This is a genomic window from Nonomuraea insulae (assembly GCF_042656245.1).
Window position 1 is genome coordinate 1 of sequence record NZ_JBHSPA010000101.1, and the last position, 18,111, is coordinate 18,111.

Here is an 18,111-nt window from a genome sequence, read left to right on the forward strand (position 1 = left end):
GGCCGGCACCGCGCCGGACGCGCCCGACCTGACCAACCTCGTCGGCGAACTGCTGCTGAAAAGTCCCGACTTCGCCAAGCTCTGGGAGCGCTATGACGTGACCGGCCGCAAGCCCATCCGCAAGACCTTCCACCACCCCCACGTTGGCACCATCAGCCTCAACGCCCAGTCCATGACCCTGGAAGGCACCCCCGGCCAACGCCTCGGGGTCTATGTCGCCGAACCCGGCAGCCCCGACTACGATGCGATGCTGCTGCTCGACCTGACCGCACCCGAGCCCGCCGCGCACACGGCCGCAACGAATGAGGCGCCGCCGCGCGCACAGCCCTGACCTCAACCGCGATCCACAAAGCGTGGGGGGTTGTGCCATTCCCCTGAACGCCATTCCCCGGCACAGCACGCCCTGTCACGAGACCGGCCGAGCCGCCAGTCTGACGGTGCGGTCGGCCACCGTCCCGGTCACGGTGTCAAGCCAGCATCTCGCACATCTCCACGCATCATGCATGCACGCATCAACGGTGAGGCACCGGCAGGACCGGCCCGTGCCATCAGCAGAGCCCGTGCACGACCACTGACCCCCCTCCACCGCAACGAGAGAGTGGCCATGTCTACCGAACTACCCGAGTCAACCGTCGCTCCCGCCGAGGAGCACGCGACCGCCCTGTCCCGGCGCACGTTCATCGCGACCACCACCACCGCTGTCGGTGGCGTCGCCGCGACCGCGGGCGCGGCCACGGGACCGTCCGCGGCGGCCGCGGCGGCACCCGCCGAGGCGCCGCCCACCAGCCGGGTGACGCTGTCGGTCAACGGAGACCGGCACACCGTCATGGTCGACAACCGCACGTCGCTGCTGGACCTGCTGCGCGAGCATCTCGGCCTGCCCGGCACCAAGAAGGGCTGCGATGCCGGCGCCTGCGGGGCGTGCACGGTGCTCATCGGCGGACTGCGGGTCAACGCCTGCCTGACTCTGGCGGTACGGCTGGACGGCGCGAAGGTCACCACCATCGAGGGCCTGGCCGACGGCGACCAGCTGCACCCGCTGCAGCAGGCGTTCATCGACCAGGACGCCTTCCAGTGCGGCTACTGCACCCCCGGACAGATCATGTCCGGCGTCGGCTGCATCAAGGAGGACCACACCGGCTCTGCCGCGGAGATCCGGGAGTGGATGAGCGGCAACATCTGCCGCTGCGGCTGCTACACCAAGATCGTGCGCGCGGTCGAGCAGGCCGCGGGCCGGAAGTGAGCTGCCATGTACCCCTTCACCTTCACCAAGGCCACCAGCACCCGTGAGGCGCTCGACGCCGGCCGGCGCGGCGGACGGTACATCGCCGGCGGCACGTCACTGGTCGACCTGATGCGCGAGACCGTCGAACGCCCCGAGACACTGGTCGACATCGCCGCACTACCCCTGCGGGAGATCACCGTCACCGAACGCGGCGCTCTGCGCATCGGCGCCCTGGTGCGGATGGCTGAGGCCGCCGCCCACCCCAAGGTACGCACCGCCTACCCCGTCATCTCCCAGGCCCTGGAACTGAGCGCGTCCGCCCAGCTGCGCAACATGGCGACCATCGGCGGCAACATCATGCAGCGCACCCGCTGTACGTACTTCCGCGACGTGACCGCCGCCTGCAACAAACGCCGGCCGGGCTCCGGCTGCGCCGCCCTGCAGGGCATCAACCGCACCCACGCCCTCCTCGGCACCTCCGACCAGTGCGTGGCCACCCACCCCTCCGACGTCGCCGTCGCCTTCGCGGCGCTGGAGGTCAGCGTGCACCTGCTCGGCCCGGACGGCGAGCGCAGCGTGGCCTTCGCCGATTTCCTGCTGCGGCCCGGCAGTACGCCGGAGCGCGAGCAGAACCTGCGCCCAGGCGAACTGATCACCGCCGTGGAGATCCCGGCCTACCCGCGCCCGCTGAGGTCCGGCTACCTGAAGGTGCGCGACCGGCAGTCGTATGAGTTCGCGCTCACCTCCGCGGCTGTGGCCCTGCACCTGCGCGGCGGCGTGATCCGGGAGGCGAAGGTCGCCGCCGGCGGCGTGGGCACCGTGCCGTGGAAGCTGCCCGCCGTCGAGCGCCACCTCATCGGCGAACGCCCCTCCGACGCTCTGTGGGNNNCCGCCGAGCTCGCGGCCGACGGAGCCCGCCCACTCACCCACAACCGGTTCAAGGTCGAGCTGCTCAAGCGCACCGTCGAACGCCAGCTCCGCATCGTGGGAGGAACAGCATGAGCCCGCAGCCGCAGGAAGCCGTCGGCGCGCCGCTGTCGCGCGTGGACGGCCGGCTGAAGGTGACCGGCCAGGCCGCCTACGCCGCCGACCACGGCCCCGATGCCGGTATCGACGGCATCGTGCACGCCGTCGTCGTCACCAGCAGCGTCGGCCGCGGCCGCATCACCGCCATCGACACCGGCGCCGCCGAGGCCCAAAGTGGCGTCCTGAAGGTCATCAGCCACCGCAACGCCCCCACGCTGCCCTACCGGCCCAACCCCGGCTCGCTCAACCTGCCCGGCGAGCGCCTGCACGTCTTCCAGGACGACCAGGTCCACTTCCATGGCCAGCCCGTCGCCGTCGTGGTCGCCACCACCCTGGAGGCCGCCCAGCACGCCGCCGGTCTGTTGCGCGTCGACTACGACGCCCAGCAGCCCGTCACCGACCTGACCGGCGCCCCGGCCAACGAACCCGCCACCGCCTATACGCGCGGCGACGCCGAGGCGGCCTTCAACGCGGCGCCCGTACGGATGGAGATGACCTACCGGCTCTCCCGCACCCACCACAACGCGATGGAACCGCACGCCACCATCGCCCGCTGGACCGGCGCACGGGTCACCGTGTGGGAGAAGACCCAATGGGTGCAGAGCACCCGCGACGAACTCGCCGCCGTGTTCGGCATCCCGGCAACGGACGTACGCGTCATCTCCCCGTTCGTCGGCGGCGCGTTCGGCAACGCCGCCCGCTGCTGGCCGCACACAGTGATCGCGGCCCTCGCCGCCCGCGAGACGGGCCGCCCGGTCAAGCTCGTGCTGACGCGCAAGCAGCTGTACTCCGGGGTTGGGTTCCGGCCCGCCTACCAGTACAAGGTGCGCCTGGGCAGCGACCGTGACGGCCGGCTGACCGCGATGACCCACGACCTGCGCGCGGAGACGTCCAGGTATGAGCGGTTCAGCGAGCGCGGTGTCATGTCGCCGGGGCAGATGCTCTACACCACCCCCAATGTCAGCCAGGCCCACCGGACGGTGCCGCTGGACGTGAACACACCGACTCCGATGCGCGGCCCGGGCTACTCCACCGCCGCCTTCCCCATCGAGAGCGCGATCGACGAACTCGCCCACGAACTCGGCATCGACCCGATCGAGCTACGCCTGCGTAACGAACCCGACAACGACCAGGCCAGCGGACTGCCGTTCTCCACCCGCCGGCTGCGCGAATGCCTGAACACCGGCGCCCGCGAGTTCGGCTGGAGCCGCCGCGACCCCAAGCCCAGCTCGACCCGCGACGGCGACTGGCTGATCGGCATCGGAATGGCGACCGCGGTCTACGACACCCTGCGCGCCCCGGCCCAGGCCCGCGTACGGCTGAACGCCGACGGCACCGCCCTGGTCGAATCGGCCACCAGCGACATGGGCCCCGGCACCTACACCTCCATGACCCAGATCGCCGCCGACGCCCTCGGCCTGGAAGTACGCGCGGTGACCTTCCGGCTCGGCGACACCATCATGCCGCCCGCCCCCGTCCACGGCGGCTCTCTCACCATGGCCAGCATCGGATCCACCGTCCAGGACGGTTGCGACAAACTGCGCCTGCAGGCGATCCAGCTCGCCGTGGAAGACACCAAGTCGCCGCTGCACGGCGCCGCCCCGGACGACGTCGTCGTCCGCGACGGCCGGCTCCACCTGAAGGACGACCCAGGACGCGGCGAAACATACCGGCAGCTCCTGTCCCGCAACAGCCGCACGCACCTCGAAGCGGACGGTGTCTACACCCCCGCGCGTCCGCAGGCCTCCATGTACGCCTACGGCGCGGTGTTCGCCGAGGTTGCCGTCGACCGGCGGCTGGGCCTCGTGCGGGTACGGCGCATGCTCGCCGTCTACGACGCCGGCCGCATCATCAGCCCCAAACTCGCCGACAGCCAGGCCATCGGCGGCATGGTCGGCGGCATCAGCGCCGCCCTGCTGGAGCACACCGTCACCGACCCCCGCGACGGCCGGATCGCCAACGCCAACCTGGCCGACTACCTCGTCCCCGTCAACGCCGACGTCCCCCAGCTCAAGGCCATCTACCTCGACGGCCGCGACGACACCGCCGACCCCATCGGGGTGAAGGGCCTCGGCGAGGTCGTCCTGGTCGGCGTGGCACCCGCCATCGCCAACGCCGTCTTCCACGCCACCGGCCGCCGCATCCGCCAGTTGCCCATCACCATCGACGCCCTGCTCTGAAAGGGGACCCTGTCAGCCGGCCACCCACCACCCGCGCGGAACGTTCGATCGCGATCACATATCGTCACCACCATGAAGGCAGTGGGAGCACAACGGTTCGGCGGCCCGCAGGTGCTGGAAGTCCTGGACCTGCCCGTGCCAGAAACGGGACCGGGGCAGATACGGATCCGCGTCCGCGCGGCGGCGGTGAACCCGACCGACACCCTGTTGCGCAGCGGCGCCGCCATAGTGGTGGTGGTGTCCGTCGGCCGCCACGGCGCCTACGCCGAGCAGATCGTGCTGCCCGCAGACTCCCTCGCGCGATCCCCCGCGAACGCGAGCGACGTGGAGGCGACGACACTGCCGATGAACGGGCTCACCGCCCGGCTCGCGCTGGACGCACTCGGGCTTCGCTCCGGCGACACGGTGGCCGTCATCGGAGCCGCCAGGGCAGTGGGCGGGTATCCGCAGCCGCATCGTGCTGACCTTCTGAGGTGCACAGCTGTTGTCCGCGCGTGTACACCCGCAGACAACAGCTGTGCTTTGCAGAACAAGCTTCCGGCTCGCTGGCCGGTGACAGTGTTCACACAACCCGCGCCGCCTGGTTGAGCCCGGTCCGGCGTGGGCGGCCGAGGAGGAGCGGCGCACGCCGCGGTGGAGCGCCCGGGAGCGTGATGACCTTGAACGCCCAAGACCCGACGGACGTCCTGGAGGCCGAGTACGACCACATCGTGGTCGGCGCCGGTTCGGCCGGGTCCGTCCTGGCCCGCCGGCTGGTCGACGCGGGACGCAGCGTCCTGCTGGTCGAGGCGGGTGGCGAGGACACCAGACCGGAGATCCACGATCCCACCAACCTGTGGGCGCTGTGGGAGAGCGAGGTCGACTACGCCTATCTCACCGAGCCGCAGGAGCACGCCGACGGCACCGTCGTGTCTTGGCCGCGCGGCAAGGTGCTCGGCGGTTCGGGCGCGCTCAACGGAATGATCTACGTCCGGGGTCACCGAAGCGACTATGACAACTGGGCCTACAACGGCGCGTACGGCTGGTCGTACGAGGAGGTCCTGCCCTACTTCAAACGCTCGGAGGATCACGAGGACGGGGAGTCCAGCTACCACGGCGCCGGCGGCCTACTGCCGGTGCGGCACAACCGAGACCCCGATCCGGTCTCCACCGCCTTCCTGAACGCGGCGGTGGAGTCCGGCGTCCCCGCCAACCCCGACTGCAACGGCGAGGACATTCTCGGCGCCGGCTACACGCAGCTCAACATCGTGGACGGGAGACGGGTCAGCGCCTGGACCTCGTTCGTCCGGCCGATTCTCGGCGATCCTCTCCTGGCCGTGGTGACCGGCGCGCTGGTCTCCGCGCTGACGTTCACGGGTGAGCGCTGCACCGGAATCGAGGTGGTGCGCGACGGGCGCACCCACATCGTGCGATCCCGGCACGATGTCATCGTGTCGGCCGGAACCATCGGGTCGGCGCAGTTGCTCCTGCTGTCGGGCATCGGCCCGGCTGACGAGCTGCGTGCGCTCGGCCTGCCCGTCCGCGCGGACCTGCCCGGCGTCGGCCGTAACCTGCACGACCATCTGCTCGTCCCGGTGGTCTGGGAGTCGGCGCGACCGCTGGCGCAGCCGCACGCCAACCGGCTGGAGGTGCAGTTCTTCGCCAGAAGCGACCCGGCGATGCTCGTCCCCGACCTGCAGCCGCTGATGGTCTCGATGCCGTTGCCCGTGCCCGGCTACGACGTCCCCGCTCAGGCGTACGGCGTCCTGGCCGGACTGATCCGCCCGCTCAGCCGGGGCCGCATGTGGCTGCGTTCGGCCGACCCCCGTCAGGCGCCCGTCCTGGACCCGCGGATCTTCGCCGAGCCCCGGGACCTGACCGCCATGCAGGCGGCGGTGGAGATGTGCCGCGACATCGGCGAAGGCAAGGCGCTGGCCGACTGGCGGGTCCGCGAGGTGGCACCCGGCCCGCAGGTCACGACCACCGACCAGCTGCGTGCCTACATCCGCCGCACGGTGATCAGCTACCACCACCAGGTCGGTACCTGCCGGATGGGCGTCGACAGCGAGGCCGTGGTGGATCCCGCCCTGCGGGTGCACGGAGTGGCGAACCTGCGCATCGCCGACGCCTCGGTGATGCCCGCCGTGCCGTCCGGCAACACCAACGCCCCCACCATCATGATCGCCGAGCGTGGCGCCGGCCTCATCCTCGACAGCTGAAGGAATCCCATGCACGGTTCCACCACCCTGTTCATCGACGGTCATTGGCGCCCGGCGGCGGGCGGCAAGGAGTTCACCACCCTTGACCCCGCGACCGGGGAGCCACTGCGCTCGTGCGCCGAGGCAGGCTCCCCCGATGTCGAGGAGGCGGTGGCGGCCGCTCGACGGGCGCTGACCGACCCCGGGTGGTCGCAGATGTCCCCCGCGGCCAGGGCTCGGCTGTTGTGGCGCATCGCCGACCTCATTGAGGACCACGCCGACGAGCTGGCCGAACTGGAGACCCGTGACCAGGGCCAGCCGATCGGCATCGCCCGCGCGGTGAGCGTCGCCGGAGCCGCCGAGCACTTCCGGTACTACGCGGGCTGGACCACCAAGATCGAAGGTGAGACGGCCCCGCTGTCGTTCCCCGGCGTGTTCCAGTACACCAGGCGCGAGCCGGTCGGGGTGTGCGCGCTGATCACTCCGTGGAACTTCCCGCTGATGATCGCGGCGTGGAAACTGGCCCCCGCGTTGGCCTGCGGCAACACCGCGATCCTCAAACCGGCCGAGCAGACGCCGCTGACCACGGTGCGGCTGGTGGAATTGTGCGAGCAGGCGGGTGTCCCGGCTGGTGTGGTCAACCTGCTGACCGGCGGGCCGGAGACCGGACGGGCGCTGGTCGCCCATGACGGCGTCGACAAAGTGTCGTTCACCGGCTCCACCGAGGTCGGACGCCAGATCGTGGCCGCCTCGGCCGGCAACCTCAAGCGCGTCTCCCTGGAACTGGGCGGCAAGGCGCCGTCCATCGTCCTGGCCGATGCCGACCTGGCCGCGGCGGTGGCGGGCTGTGTCCAGGGCGCGGTGCTGAACACCGGGCAGGTGTGCGCCGCCTACACCAGGTTCCTGGTGCATCGCAGCCGGGCCGAGGAGTTCGCCGAGCGGTGCGCACAGGCGGCCGCCGGACTCACCGTGGGGCCTGGCATGGATGCGGCCACCCAGCTCGGTCCCCTGGTGAGCGCGGCACATCGCGGCCACGTCGATCGGCTGGTCCGCAGCGGGGTCGACGAGGGCGCGGAGCTGGTCACCGGAGGCGGAGCCTTTGACGATGGGCCTGGGTTCTTCTACCGGCCCACGGTGTTCGCCGGAGTCCGCGACGACATGCGCATCGCCCGCGAGGAGATCTTCGGACCCGTGCTCGCCGTGCAGTCCTACGAGGACGAGGACGAACTCGTCGCCCGCGCCAATGACACCGACTACGGCCTGGCCGCGGCGGTGTGGACCCGTGACGTCGCCAAGGCGCACCGCATGGCCGCCGCCGTCCGCGCGGGCACCGTGTACATCAACATGCCCAATCCGGTGGACGCCGCCGCGCCCTGGGGCGGTTTCAAGAGCAGCGGCTGGGGCCGCGAGATGGGCAAGCACGCCATCGACCTCTACACCGAGATCAAGAGCGTGTGGACGTCCCTCACCTGAACGCGTGGCCTGGGTGGACGCGATCGCCGAGCTGAGCGCGCAGATCCCTGGGGCATGTTCCGTAGGCGGCCTTGAAGATCTTGGAGAAGTGCGCCGCGTCGGGCATGCCCCATCGGGACGCGATCGTGTTGATGGACAGGTGCCGCAGGGCCGGGTCGGTAAGGTCGCGGTGGCACCGCTCCAAGCGCCGCTGCCGGATCCAGACCGCGACGGACGTGCCCTCGGCCTCGTACAGCTTGTGCAGGTAACGCAGGGAGATGTGGTGCGCCTGGGCGATCATGGATGGAGACAGCTCCGTGTCGCCCAGCCGCTCCTCGACGAAGGCATGGATCTTCAGCAGCAGGGCCCGCCGGTGCGTCTCCGGAGGGAGCTCGGCCAGGAATTCGAGCTGCTCGGCGAACGTGGCCGCCAGCAGGTCCAGCACAGCTTCCTCCAGGGGAGCCGACACCTGTGTGCTGGGCTGATGGAGCCGGCCGGCCATGTCCGTCAGGAACCGGGAGACCAGCGCGCCCATGCCCTGACTCCCTGATACGCGCCGGGCGGTCAATCTCGCGACGTCCTGCGGGCGGATCCGCAGCCGCCGGCGGGGGAACATCAGCACCAGCATCGCGAACCGGTCGTCGAAGGTCAGTTCGTAGGGCCGGGTGGTGTCGTAGATCGCCAGATCGCCCGGCGCGAGCGCGCTCTGCCGACCGTCCTGGGCCAGTCTCGAACCCCCGCTGAGCTGCACGCCGACCTTGAAGTACTCGGGATCGCTGCGGCGCACGAGTGCCGGTGTCCGCAGGACGACATGGCGGTCGGCGACGACCGTGGAAACCCGCAGATCTCCGATGCTGATGGCGTCGATGTCGCCACGGAAGCCGTCGACGTGGTCGCTGCGGGCCTCCAGCGGTACGAACATCCGCGACACGGTCTCCCGCCATGCCGCGAAGCGCTCGGAGGCGGCGTGTTCTTCGGTGCGTACCAGTACGGTCATGGTGATCTCCACGGCGTGCTGCGGCTCGTCACCTGGGCGAGGTGAACGCCGCGGGATGCCCCGTGCGGACTGTTGCCAGGGGGTTCCTGCGCGAGTGCGCGGTGCAGGACCGCGGTCATCCGGGCCGGATCGGCGTCGGGAAGAACCGCGGCGATGTGCGCGTCGGGGCGGATCAGCCAGGCCTCGCCGGTACGCGCGGCGAGCGCCTCGGCGAGGGCGCCGGACGGGTCGATGCCGTCGATGGCGAGCACGGTGACCGGTGCCCGGGTGGCGTCGCGCGCTGCCTGCGCCAAGGCGCCGGCGTCGCAGCCGTCGGCCAGCAGCACGGTGAAGCCGTTGCGGACGATCTGCCGCAGGCGTGTGGCATCGGGGCGGGCGGCGATCGTCACCGGAAGGTCGGCGATGATGACTCCGGGCACCGCAGCCGGTGCCTGACCTTTGGGCGGGCGTCCAGCGAACGGACGGCTGGGTTCGGGCGTGGTCAACGGCGAGTCCACGTACCAGAACGGCTCGGCGAACCGGCCCGAGTCGACGGTCGCGGCGGCGATCGCCGGATCGGTGGCCGCCGCCTCCAGGATCTCCCGGCGCCGCCGCCACCCGGCCTCGTCCCGTGGGACCAGGAATCGCATGGTCGCCGTGGAGACCTCCAGGTTCTCCATGGCCGCAGCATGCCGCTCGGCGTGGTAGCTGTCCAGCAGTTCCTGCGGCGCCCAGCCGTTGGCCACGAACGCGATCTTCCAGGCGGCGTTCTCGGCGTCAGGGACGCCGGAGTTCAGCCCCCGCGCCCCGAAGGGCGCCACCAGGTGCGCGCAGTCCCCCGCCAGCAGCACACGGCCGACCCGCATTCGATCGATCACCCGGGCCTGGAACCGGTACACCGAGCGCCACACGATCTCGTACGGCCGATCTCCGATGATCTGCCGGATCCGCCGGTCCAGCCCGCCGGCCGCCTCCTCTGCGGCCAGGTCGAAGCCGGGCGGCACCTGCCAGTCGATGCGGTACACCGAGCCGGGACAGGGATGGATCAGCACCTGACGGCCCGGGTTCCAGGGCGGATCGAAGGAGAAGCGTCTCTCGTTCTCCCACCCTGACAGGTCGGCCCGGATGTCGCAGATGAGGAACTGGTCGTCGAACGTCAGCCCGGGGAAGTCCAAGCCCAAGAGTTCCCGGATGCCGCCGCCGCGCGCCCCGCAGCACGCCACCACGAATCGTGCCCCTATCACGGCGCCGTTCGCGCATACCAGCGTCGCTCCGGCGTCGTCCTGACTCAGCGCCGTGACCTCATGCCCCCACCGCAGCTCGACGAGGTCGTTCCGGGCGATGCAGGTGTCGAGGATTTCCTCGGTGCGGGCCTGGGAGATGTTGACGTACGGGGGAAGCGGCGAGCGGCCGGGGTCGGCGAAGCTCCAGGAGAACAGCTCGGCATCGCGGTAGTAGGTGCGGGCCGTGGTCCAGGTGCGACCCTCCACCGCGATCGCCTCCGCGCCCACGCTCGCCCACACGTCCAGCACGTCGCGTTGCTGGCAGATCGCTTTGGAGCCCACCGGGTCACGTACTGGACGCCGGTCCAGCACGACCACCCGTAACCCCCAGCGTGCCAGCAGGAGGGCCGCTGTCTGCCCGACCGGGCCCGCGCCGATCACCGCCACGTCATACGTCATCGCCGCACCCCCGCTCAGCCCTGCAGTTCGTCCCAGACCTGGCGGTCGCGTTCGGCTGTCCAGATGCGGGGGCGTTCGACTCCGTCGAGCTCGTCCCACAGCCGGGACACGTCGAACGGCAGGCAGTGCTCGAAGATCGGCCACCCGCCGTACTGCGGCGCCAGTGCCTCGTGCACGGCCTCGAACGCCTCTTTGAGGGCGCCGCCGCGTTCCCGGACCGACTGCACCTCCTCGATCATCACGCGTAGGAAGGCGCGCGTCTGGGCGACCGCCGCGTCCACTGCCTCCCGGCCGTGCGCCATCGCACCGCGCCCGCCGACCAGGGTCTCGGCGCCCAGATCGGCGACGGCGTCGAGGGTGGTGGACGCCCACTCGCGGTGGAAGGCGTCGCCGGTGTACAGCGCCGCCTGCGCCTCGACCAGGTCACCGGCGAACAGGACGCGCCGCTCCGGGAGCCAGGCCACGATGTCGCCCTCGGTGTGCCCCCGGCCGCAGTAGCGCAACTCCAGGTCGCCCCTGTCGCCGCCCAGATGGATGGTGAACCGGTCGGAGAAGGTGGCGGTCGGCCAGGTGAGCCCGGGGATGGAGGCGGGCTCCTTGAACAGGCGCGGCATCCGGCCGTACTCCGACGCCCAGTCCTGCTCACCGCGTTCGGCGATCAGCTCCCTGGTCCTGTCGTGCGCGATGATCACGTCAGCGTCGAAGGCGCTCGCTCCGAGCACCCGGACCGCGTGGTAGTGCGACAGCACCAGGTAGCGCACCGGCTTGTCGGTGTGCTCGCGCAACCGATCCAGCCACGCCGTTGCCGCCACCGGAGTGGCCAGTGCCTCGAAGCAGACCAGGAAGTCCTCCCCCTCGATGGCGCCTACGTTCGGGTCGCCCTCTGCGGTGAGGGCGTAGACCCCCTCCTCCAGCACCTCGAGGGTCTGGGGTTTGGCGGTCAGATCGGCGGACGAGGCGAACGACTTCGTCATGAAGCCTCCTGTGTTCTATAATAGAACTACATGTTCTAAACTAGAGCGATAGTAATCTCCGTCATAGGGACGGACAAGAGCGGAGCCATCCATGCCTCGAGCCGCCGGCTCGGCTGATCAGAGCGGCCAGGCGTCTACCCAGCCCCAGTCGCAGACCCTCGACCGGGGGCTGCGGATGCTCGAAGTGCTCGCCGAGGCGGGACGCGCTCTGTCCATCGCCGAGTTGGCCGAGGCTCTCAGCGTGCACCGGTCGATCGCCTATCGCATCCTGCGCACCCTTGAGGACCATCGGCTCGTCCGTCGTAACGCCCAAGGCGCCTGTGAGCTGGATGTGGGCCTGGCCGCCCTGGCCAGGGGCGTCTCCGGCGACCTGCAGTCGGCGGCCCTGCCGGAGCTGGCCGAGGTCGCCAACGAGCTCGGCATGACCGCCTTCCTCGTCGTCCCCGACGCGCAGGACTGCGTCACGCTCGTCAGCGTCGAGCCCCGCCACTCCGTCGCCGCCGTCGCCCAGCGCCCCGGCACCCGCCACCCCCTGGACCGCGGAGCGCCCGGCCTTGCCCTGCTGGCCGGCGGCCCGGCACGGCCTGGCGAACGCCCCGACGTCACCGAGGCCCGCCGCAGGGGCTACACCCGTACCACGGGCGAGGTCATCCCCGGCCTGGCCGCCGTGGCCACACCCGTGATCAGCGGAACCCGTGGCACCGTCGCCGCGGTCGCGGTCGTCTTCCTGCCCGGCGAGATCGACGAGCCGCACACCGCCGCGCACCTTCAGCAGGCCGCCCGCGCCATCGCCGCCGAGTTGCCTTGACCTGACCCGCCGCCCGAAAGCCAGGCATCGAGCACATCTGAGGCTTTGAGGCGCTGATGACGGGGTCGTGGCGGAGGCCGGTGTTCGCCGGCCCGCGCCTGCAGCCGCCGCTGCGCCGCCGAGATCGCCGAAGCCCGGACTGGCCTGTCGGTGGCGCTCATCGCCTGCGGCGAACTGGGCGCCCGGCCTGCGCCCGGCTGGGCGTGGTCGAGGGTGATATCCGGGCCGGCGAGCATGCGGCCGACCTGCCGGCACGCTTGGTTATGCGGCCTCGGTTCATAGGGCCTTGATGAACCTGAGGGCGTGATCGTTCGTGTCGTGGTAGCGAAGTTGCTTGTAGAAGTGATGAGCGGTGGTCCGGTCGTGGGAGCTGGTGATCTCCATCTCCAGGCATTCCCACTGGCGGGCTTGGGCTTCGGCCGCATCCATCAGCGCATGACCCAGCCCTCGGCCGCGGGCGGCTTCGGCGACCACGAGCGCTACCAGGCGTCCACGCAGCCCCGGACGCTCCAACAGCGGTATGGCGTGGACGGCGGCGACACCGCAGACCTCGGTGCCCAGCACGCCGGTAAGCACCACGCTGCGTGGGGTGGCGTGCCAGAGGGCCAACCGGTGAGCGGCTTCGGCAACGACCGTAGGGTAACCCAACTGGCCCAGCAGGTGTGCAAGGGCGGCAGCGTCTTCGCAGGATGCGGGCCTGACCTGAACGATGCGGCCGTCGTTGCCGCCTGCGTCGTCGGTATCGGGTGAAAGGCCGTCTTTGCCGTGGCTGGTGGTCATGCCGTTCATGCCTGCCGATAGCCGTCGAGGAACCGGCCGATGCGGCTGATCGCGGCGTCGAGTTCGTCGGCGTGGGGCAGGGTCAGGATGCGGAAGTGGTCGGGATGGGGCCAGTTGAAGCCTGTTCCCTGGACGACCTGGATTTTCTCACGTAGCAACAGGTCGAGCACGAACTTCTCGTCATCGACGATCTTGTGTACGGCGGGGTCGAGGCGGGGGAAGGCGTACACGGCCCCCTGGGGTTTGACGCAGGTGACTCCAGGGATCTCGTTGAGCTTCTCCCACGCGCGCGTGCGCTGTTCCTCAAGGCGGCCGCCAGGCAAGATCAGCTCGGTGATGGACTGGTGGCCGCCGAGGGCGGCCCGAACGGCATACTGGCCTGGAGTGTTGGCGCTCTGCCGCATGGAGGCCAGCATCGTCAGGCCTTCCAGGTAGTCCTCCGCGTGCTGTTTGGGACCGGTCACCACCAGCCAGCCGGAACGAAAGCCCGCGACGCGGTAGGACTTGGACAACCCGGAGAAGGTCAGGCATACCAGGTCGGGGGCGAGGGCGGCGGCGTGGTGGTGGACGGCGTCGTCGTAGACGACCTTGTCGTAGATCTCGTCGGCCAGGACCATCAGCCCGTGCCGCCGGGCCAGGTCGAGGATGCCTTCGAGGAGTTCCCGCGGGTAGACCGCTCCGGTGGGGTTGTTGGGGTTGATGATGACCACGGCCTTGGTGCGGTCGGTGATCTTGGCGGCCATGTCGGCCAGGTCGGGGTACCAGTCGGAGGATTCGTCGCACATGTAGTGCACGGCCAGGCCGCCCGCCATCTGGGTCACGGCCGTCCACAGCGGGAAGTCCGGCGCCGGGATGAGGATCTCGTCACCGTCGTCCACCAGGGCCTGGATCGCCATGGAGACCAGTTCGGACACGCCGTTGCCCAGGTAGACGTCGTCCGCCTCGACCTCGGTCAGGCCTTTGTGCTGGTAGTGCTGGGCGACGGCGCGGCGGGCGGACAGGATGCCGCGCGAGTCGGTGTAGCCGTGCGCCCGTGGGAGGTTTCTGATCATGTCCTGCAGGATCTCCTCGGGCGCGTCGAACCCGAACAGCGCCGGGTTGCCGGTGTTGAGACGCAGCACGCTGTGACCTGCTTCTTCGAGGGCATCGGCGTGTGCGATCACCGGCCCTCGGATCTCGTAGCAGACGCCGTTCAGCTTGTTGGATTGCCGGAATTCCATGTGCTGGTCTCCAATGCCGGGCCGACGTGGTGACTTGGTTCTACCAAGTTCTCCACTTGGAAAGTCCAACCGTTAAGTTAGGGTGATCGTATGGCACGGCGAAGCTACGACCACTATTGCGCGGCCGCTCGGGCCCTGGACGTCATCGGCGACCGGTGGGCCCTGCTCATCGTGCGGGAGTTGCTGACGGGGCCGCGCCGCTACACCGACCTGCACGCCGACCTTCCGGGAATCAGCACCGACGTGCTCGCGGCCCGGCTGAAGGACCTGGAGCGCGACGGCGTGGTCACCCGGCGCAGGCTGCCGCCGCCTGGCACCGCGACGGTCTACGAGCTCACCGTCCGCGGCCGCGATCTGCTTCCGGTCCTGGCGGCGCTGGCCGCCTGGGGCGCGCCCGAACTCACCGGCCCACGCTCGACGGACGCCATGCGGGCGCACTGGTTCGTCATCCCCCTGATGGACACGCTCAGGTCCTCGACGGACGGACTTGAGGGAGTCGTGCAGATCAAACTGGATGAAAAGCTCTTTCATATCCGCCTCAGCGCAGGCGCGCCCTCCTACGGCGATGGACCGGCCGACGATCCCGACGTCCGGGTCACGATGGACAGCGACACCTGTCTCGCGCTCATTCGCGCCGCCACAACGATGGCCGAGGCGCACATGACCGGCAAGCTGCGCATCGCAGGCGAAGGCCGTCTGGCCGATGCGCTCACCCGAAGGCGATCAACGTCGGACGGCGAGCGGGCCCACACTGCTCAGGGCGCCGATGCTGAGCCGGAGTTCAGGTGATGCCGGGCCGGGGAGGCGATCTCCAGCCGCTGCCATCCAGGGGTGGAGTTCTCCGCTGACGCGACCGAGCACGGCTGGACTTCGCCGAGGTAGCGACGGACAACGGGGAGGGCTGATCGCCAGAAGTTGTGGCCGCCTTCCCAGACCTGGCCGACGAGTTGGCGGCGGTGGCGGCAACATCCGCCCCGTGTCATGGTTGCGTCACGGTCGCGCCGGCTGATTTCGTTCGCGAGAAGTGGATCTGGCTCGAAGCCCGCTGCCCGGCCGCTGCGCGACTCCAGCACGTTATCCGGTACGTCGCAGCGGACATCACCCGGCGGCCGACTTGAGCGCCGCGCCGAAAGTCGCCGCCCAGCGCGGCGGGCACATCACACTCGCCGCGGCTGCCGACGCCTTCCTGGCCATCCCACGCACGGCCAACGCCAACACCCACCGCCCTTACGCCTCGGCCATCGACCGCGTTGTCGACCGCCTCGGCCGCGACCGGCCGCGACCGGCCGCTCGCCGAGATAGCCGACGCTGAGATCGGCATTCGCCTTCTCGGCGGCGCGTCCGAGAGTGATCGTTCAGTACCTGTGCACGTATTCGGTGCCACCACCGTGCTCTCGGACCAATCCGGCGTCGATCAAGGTGTGGACCAGGCGTGGCGTCGCATGTAGCATCCTTGTACTTAATAACGATCGCGAGTTCCTAAATACAAACATCTTTCGGCGCTTCGGCTAGCACTCCACCCGCTTGCAAGGAGAGCAACATGGCAACCGAGCCGTCCCGCCCGTTCGTGCTGGTTCACGGCGGCAGGCACGGGGGCTGGTGCTGGCGGCCGGTCGCGCGCCGGTTGCGCGCCGCTGGACACGAGGTGTTCACCCCGACGCTGACCGGCCTCGGCGAGCGGGCGCACCTCCTCAGCCGCGAGATCAGCCTTGGCACGCACATCGACGACGTCGTCGCGACTTTAGGATTCGAGGACATCCAGGACGCCGTGCTTGTCGGGCACAGCTACGGCGGCATGGTGGTGACCGGCGCCTTGGAACGGGTCAGTGACAGGGTTCGCGGGCACGTCCTGCTCGACGGCCATATGCCCCGGACCGGTGAGTCGGTATTCGACCACATCGGACCGGCTCGGGCGAAGAAGATGACCGCGCTGGCAGACGAGCACGGCGACGGCTGGTACATCCCGCCGGCGGACGCGGCCTGGTACGGCGTGACCGAGCCGACCGCTGCCGCCTGGGTGAACAGCCGGATGACGGCGCAGCCTCTCAAGTCCTACCAGGACCCGATCGGGTCGACCGACCGCGCCTGGCGGCACCCGGGGATGTTCGTGGAATGCGTCCCCTCCTCCCAGGAGCCACACATGCTGGCACGGGCGCGGGCGCGCAGTGAGGCCGACCCCCATTTCCACTACCGGGTGCTCCAAACCGCACACGACGCCATGGTCACCGACCCCGACGCGGTCACCGCGCTGCTGCTCGAGGCCCTCGCCCTGGGCTGAATCCGCAACGAGTGACGGGCGAGGCCCACTGACCGGCCTGTGCGAAGACTTCGGCCACCACAAGGGCCAGACCACGGCCAGGCAGGCCACAGTAACGATCACGCGCCGGCGGCCGATCGATCGCTCAGGGCAGCGCCGAGGACGATCACGATGGAGAGAGAGATGGACATCCCGTCGAGCGCCGCGCTTCCGAGCACATAGGGGGTGCGGCGATCAGTCCTGGTCGAGGACGGCCTGGACTTCGTCGGCAGAGAGCCTGATCGTCACGCCTGCTCGCTCGTTGCGCAGGAGCAGCGGAGATTGCGAGTCCCGGTTGCCCCATCCGCGGTGGAGGGCCTCGGTGAAGTCTTGCTGGACCAGGCGGGCGGCGGGCATGGGGACACCGAGTTGCTCGGCGAGTTCCAGGGCGAGCCGGAGGTCCTTGTCGGCCAGCGCCAGGGCGAATGAGGGCGGGTCGAACGCCTGCTGGAGGTATCGGTCGCCGACACGGTCGAAGGTCCGTGTCCGGCCGACGGCGCCCTGGCGCAGGGCGTGCCAGAGGGAGGCGGGCTCGACACCGGCCTTGACGCCCATGGTGAAGGCCTCGGCGATGGCGGAGCGGATCATCATGCTGGCGCAGTTGTGCACGAGCTTGGCGGTGTTACCCGCGCCGATGTCTCCGACGTAGAGGATCTGGTCGCCGATGGCGTCGAGTATCGGGCCGTGGCGGTCGAACGCTTCCCGGTCGCCGCCGACGTAGATGGCGAGCTTGCCCGAGCGGGCGCCCTTGGGGCCGCCGCTGACCGGCGCGTCGAACAGTTCGACGTCACGCTTGCGGCAGTGTTCGTGCACTTCGCGGACGACAGTGGGGGAGTTGGTGGTCAGATCGAACCAGACGCTGCCCGGTTCAAGTGCGCTCAGCAGCCCGCCCTCGCCGAGTCCGACCTGTTGCATCTCGGCCGGACCGGGCAGGGAGGTGAAGACGACATCGGCCGATCGCGCGAGGCCGGCGACACTGTCGGCCCACGTGGCCCCGGCCTCCTCCAGCGCCGCGCCACTGGCGGGATTGAGGTCGTGGACCACGAGGTCGTGACCTGCGCGTCGCAGGTTGTGCGCCATGCCCGAGCCCATCCCGCCGAGCCCGATGAATCCGACCTTCATCTGCACATGCCCTTCGTCGTCGCACCGAGAGAGGGACGGCATCCCCCAAGCTGCCACCACCTGTTGCTTGTTTGTATTTACGAACTTATGACCGTATGTGCGTATGAACCGTAGGTCGGAAGACGTTCGCATGTCAACGCTGCCTCCGTTGACACGTCCAACGGTCCAGACGTAGCCTCTTGGCTGTAATTAC

General features: G+C 69.8%; 16 protein-coding genes. 10 read left to right on the top strand and 6 right to left on the bottom strand.

Annotated elements, in window-relative coordinates; translation table 11 throughout:
• The 7 genes from ACFPZ3_RS59665 to ACFPZ3_RS59695 form a co-directional block, all read left to right on the top strand.
• The coding region (locus tag ACFPZ3_RS59665; RefSeq protein WP_465263604.1) for an MmyB family transcriptional regulator at nucleotides 1-331 on the top strand (331 nt) is incomplete at its 5' end.
• Nucleotides 332-604: 273 nt separating this feature from the next.
• Nucleotides 605-1,243 (top strand): (2Fe-2S)-binding protein, encoded by a 639-nt coding sequence (locus ACFPZ3_RS59670; protein WP_379523350.1) that lies wholly within the window; start codon nucleotides 605-607, stop codon nucleotides 1,241-1,243.
• Between the two features lie 6 nt (nucleotides 1,244-1,249).
• Nucleotides 1,250-2,227, top strand: a complete 978-nt coding sequence (locus tag ACFPZ3_RS59675; protein ID WP_379523351.1) for an FAD binding domain-containing protein — start codon at nucleotides 1,250-1,252, stop codon at nucleotides 2,225-2,227.
• Entirely contained in the window at nucleotides 2,224-4,431 is a 2,208-nt protein-coding gene (locus tag ACFPZ3_RS59680; protein WP_379523352.1) for a xanthine dehydrogenase family protein molybdopterin-binding subunit, read from the top strand. Before ACFPZ3_RS59675 ends, ACFPZ3_RS59680 begins: the two co-directional genes overlap by 4 nt.
• Nucleotides 4,432-4,503: 72 nt before the next feature.
• On the top strand, nucleotides 4,504-5,019 hold the full coding sequence (locus ACFPZ3_RS59685) for a hypothetical protein (RefSeq protein ID WP_379523353.1): 516 nt from the start codon (nucleotides 4,504-4,506) through the stop codon (nucleotides 5,017-5,019).
• A gap of 71 nt (nucleotides 5,020-5,090) precedes the next feature.
• Complete coding sequence (locus ACFPZ3_RS59690; RefSeq protein ID WP_379523354.1) at nucleotides 5,091-6,629, top strand: GMC family oxidoreductase; 1,539 nt, start codon at nucleotides 5,091-5,093, stop codon at nucleotides 6,627-6,629.
• Nucleotides 6,630-6,638: 9 nt separating this feature from the next.
• Nucleotides 6,639-8,081: an aldehyde dehydrogenase family protein gene (locus tag ACFPZ3_RS59695; RefSeq protein WP_379523355.1), complete on the top strand. Its 1,443-nt coding sequence runs from the start codon at nucleotides 6,639-6,641 to the stop codon at nucleotides 8,079-8,081.
• Here ACFPZ3_RS59695 and ACFPZ3_RS59700 read toward each other — a convergent pair.
• Genes ACFPZ3_RS59700 through ACFPZ3_RS59710 form a run of 3 tightly spaced genes read right to left on the bottom strand, consistent with a single transcriptional unit; the run spans nucleotide 8,074 to nucleotide 11,692 of the window.
• Complete coding sequence (locus ACFPZ3_RS59700) at nucleotides 8,074-9,057, bottom strand: AraC-like ligand-binding domain-containing protein (RefSeq protein ID WP_379523356.1); 984 nt, start codon at nucleotides 9,055-9,057, stop codon at nucleotides 8,074-8,076. The genes ACFPZ3_RS59695 and ACFPZ3_RS59700 overlap by 8 nt on opposite strands.
• Nucleotides 9,054-10,718, bottom strand: a complete 1,665-nt coding sequence (locus ACFPZ3_RS59705; RefSeq protein ID WP_379523357.1) for an FAD-dependent monooxygenase — start codon at nucleotides 10,716-10,718, stop codon at nucleotides 9,054-9,056. Before ACFPZ3_RS59705 ends, ACFPZ3_RS59700 begins: the two co-directional genes overlap by 4 nt.
• A gap of 14 nt (nucleotides 10,719-10,732) precedes the next feature.
• Nucleotides 10,733-11,692 (bottom strand): MBL fold metallo-hydrolase, encoded by a 960-nt coding sequence (locus tag ACFPZ3_RS59710; protein ID WP_379523358.1) that lies wholly within the window; start codon nucleotides 11,690-11,692, stop codon nucleotides 10,733-10,735.
• Nucleotides 11,693-11,783: 91 nt separating this feature from the next.
• Here ACFPZ3_RS59710 and ACFPZ3_RS59715 point away from each other — a divergent pair, with 91 nt between their 5' ends.
• The gene (locus ACFPZ3_RS59715) at nucleotides 11,784-12,500 is read left to right on the top strand and encodes an IclR family transcriptional regulator (protein WP_379523359.1); all 717 of its coding nucleotides are present in this window, start codon (nucleotides 11,784-11,786) and stop codon (nucleotides 12,498-12,500) included.
• Nucleotides 12,501-12,776: 276 nt separating this feature from the next.
• Here the strand turns inward: ACFPZ3_RS59715 and ACFPZ3_RS59720 are convergent, their stop codons facing one another.
• The gene (locus ACFPZ3_RS59720) at nucleotides 12,777-13,289 is read right to left on the bottom strand and encodes a GNAT family N-acetyltransferase (RefSeq protein ID WP_379523360.1); all 513 of its coding nucleotides are present in this window, start codon (nucleotides 13,287-13,289) and stop codon (nucleotides 12,777-12,779) included.
• The gene (locus ACFPZ3_RS59725; protein ID WP_379523361.1) at nucleotides 13,286-14,500 is read right to left on the bottom strand and encodes a pyridoxal phosphate-dependent aminotransferase; all 1,215 of its coding nucleotides are present in this window, start codon (nucleotides 14,498-14,500) and stop codon (nucleotides 13,286-13,288) included. Before ACFPZ3_RS59725 ends, ACFPZ3_RS59720 begins: the two co-directional genes overlap by 4 nt.
• Nucleotides 14,501-14,590: 90 nt before the next feature.
• Here ACFPZ3_RS59725 and ACFPZ3_RS59730 point away from each other — a divergent pair, with 90 nt between their 5' ends.
• Both ACFPZ3_RS59730 and ACFPZ3_RS59735 read left to right on the top strand, forming a co-directional pair.
• Nucleotides 14,591-15,289 (top strand): winged helix-turn-helix transcriptional regulator, encoded by a 699-nt coding sequence (locus ACFPZ3_RS59730; protein ID WP_379523362.1) that lies wholly within the window; start codon nucleotides 14,591-14,593, stop codon nucleotides 15,287-15,289.
• Nucleotides 15,290-16,040: 751 nt separating this feature from the next.
• Nucleotides 16,041-16,778, top strand: coding sequence for an alpha/beta hydrolase (locus ACFPZ3_RS59735; protein ID WP_379523363.1), 738 nt, complete (start codon nucleotides 16,041-16,043; stop codon nucleotides 16,776-16,778).
• A gap of 213 nt (nucleotides 16,779-16,991) precedes the next feature.
• Here the strand turns inward: ACFPZ3_RS59735 and ACFPZ3_RS59740 are convergent, their stop codons facing one another.
• Nucleotides 16,992-18,050 (bottom strand): NAD(P)-dependent oxidoreductase, encoded by a 1,059-nt coding sequence (locus ACFPZ3_RS59740; RefSeq protein WP_379523364.1) that lies wholly within the window; start codon nucleotides 18,048-18,050, stop codon nucleotides 16,992-16,994.
• Between the last annotated feature and the right edge of the window lie 61 nt (nucleotides 18,051-18,111).

What these genes read in the sequence shown, in the direction of transcription:
- ACFPZ3_RS59725 (WP_379523361.1), bottom strand. Translation starts at nt 14,500, where the DNA reads ATGGAATTCCGGCAATCCAACAAGCTGAACGGCGTCTGCTACGAGATC.
- ACFPZ3_RS59720 (WP_379523360.1), bottom strand. Translation starts at nt 13,289, where the DNA reads ATGAACGGCATGACCACCAGCCACGGCAAAGACGGCCTTTCACCCGAT.
- ACFPZ3_RS59705 (WP_379523357.1), bottom strand. Translation starts at nt 10,718, where the DNA reads ATGACGTATGACGTGGCGGTGATCGGCGCGGGCCCGGTCGGGCAGACA.
- ACFPZ3_RS59730 (WP_379523362.1), top strand. Translation starts at nt 14,591, where the DNA reads ATGGCACGGCGAAGCTACGACCACTATTGCGCGGCCGCTCGGGCCCTG.
- ACFPZ3_RS59670 (WP_379523350.1), top strand. Translation starts at nt 605, where the DNA reads ATGTCTACCGAACTACCCGAGTCAACCGTCGCTCCCGCCGAGGAGCAC.
- ACFPZ3_RS59680 (WP_379523352.1), top strand. Translation starts at nt 2,224, where the DNA reads ATGAGCCCGCAGCCGCAGGAAGCCGTCGGCGCGCCGCTGTCGCGCGTG.
- ACFPZ3_RS59685 (WP_379523353.1), top strand. Translation starts at nt 4,504, where the DNA reads ATGAAGGCAGTGGGAGCACAACGGTTCGGCGGCCCGCAGGTGCTGGAA.
- ACFPZ3_RS59710 (WP_379523358.1), bottom strand. Translation starts at nt 11,692, where the DNA reads ATGACGAAGTCGTTCGCCTCGTCCGCCGATCTGACCGCCAAACCCCAG.
- ACFPZ3_RS59695 (WP_379523355.1), top strand. Translation starts at nt 6,639, where the DNA reads ATGCACGGTTCCACCACCCTGTTCATCGACGGTCATTGGCGCCCGGCG.
- ACFPZ3_RS59740 (WP_379523364.1), bottom strand. Translation starts at nt 18,050, where the DNA reads ATGCGAACGTCTTCCGACCTACGGTTCATACGCACATACGGTCATAAG.
- ACFPZ3_RS59715 (WP_379523359.1), top strand. Translation starts at nt 11,784, where the DNA reads ATGCCTCGAGCCGCCGGCTCGGCTGATCAGAGCGGCCAGGCGTCTACC.
- ACFPZ3_RS59700 (WP_379523356.1), bottom strand. Translation starts at nt 9,057, where the DNA reads ATGACCGTACTGGTACGCACCGAAGAACACGCCGCCTCCGAGCGCTTC.
- ACFPZ3_RS59735 (WP_379523363.1), top strand. Translation starts at nt 16,041, where the DNA reads ATGGCAACCGAGCCGTCCCGCCCGTTCGTGCTGGTTCACGGCGGCAGG.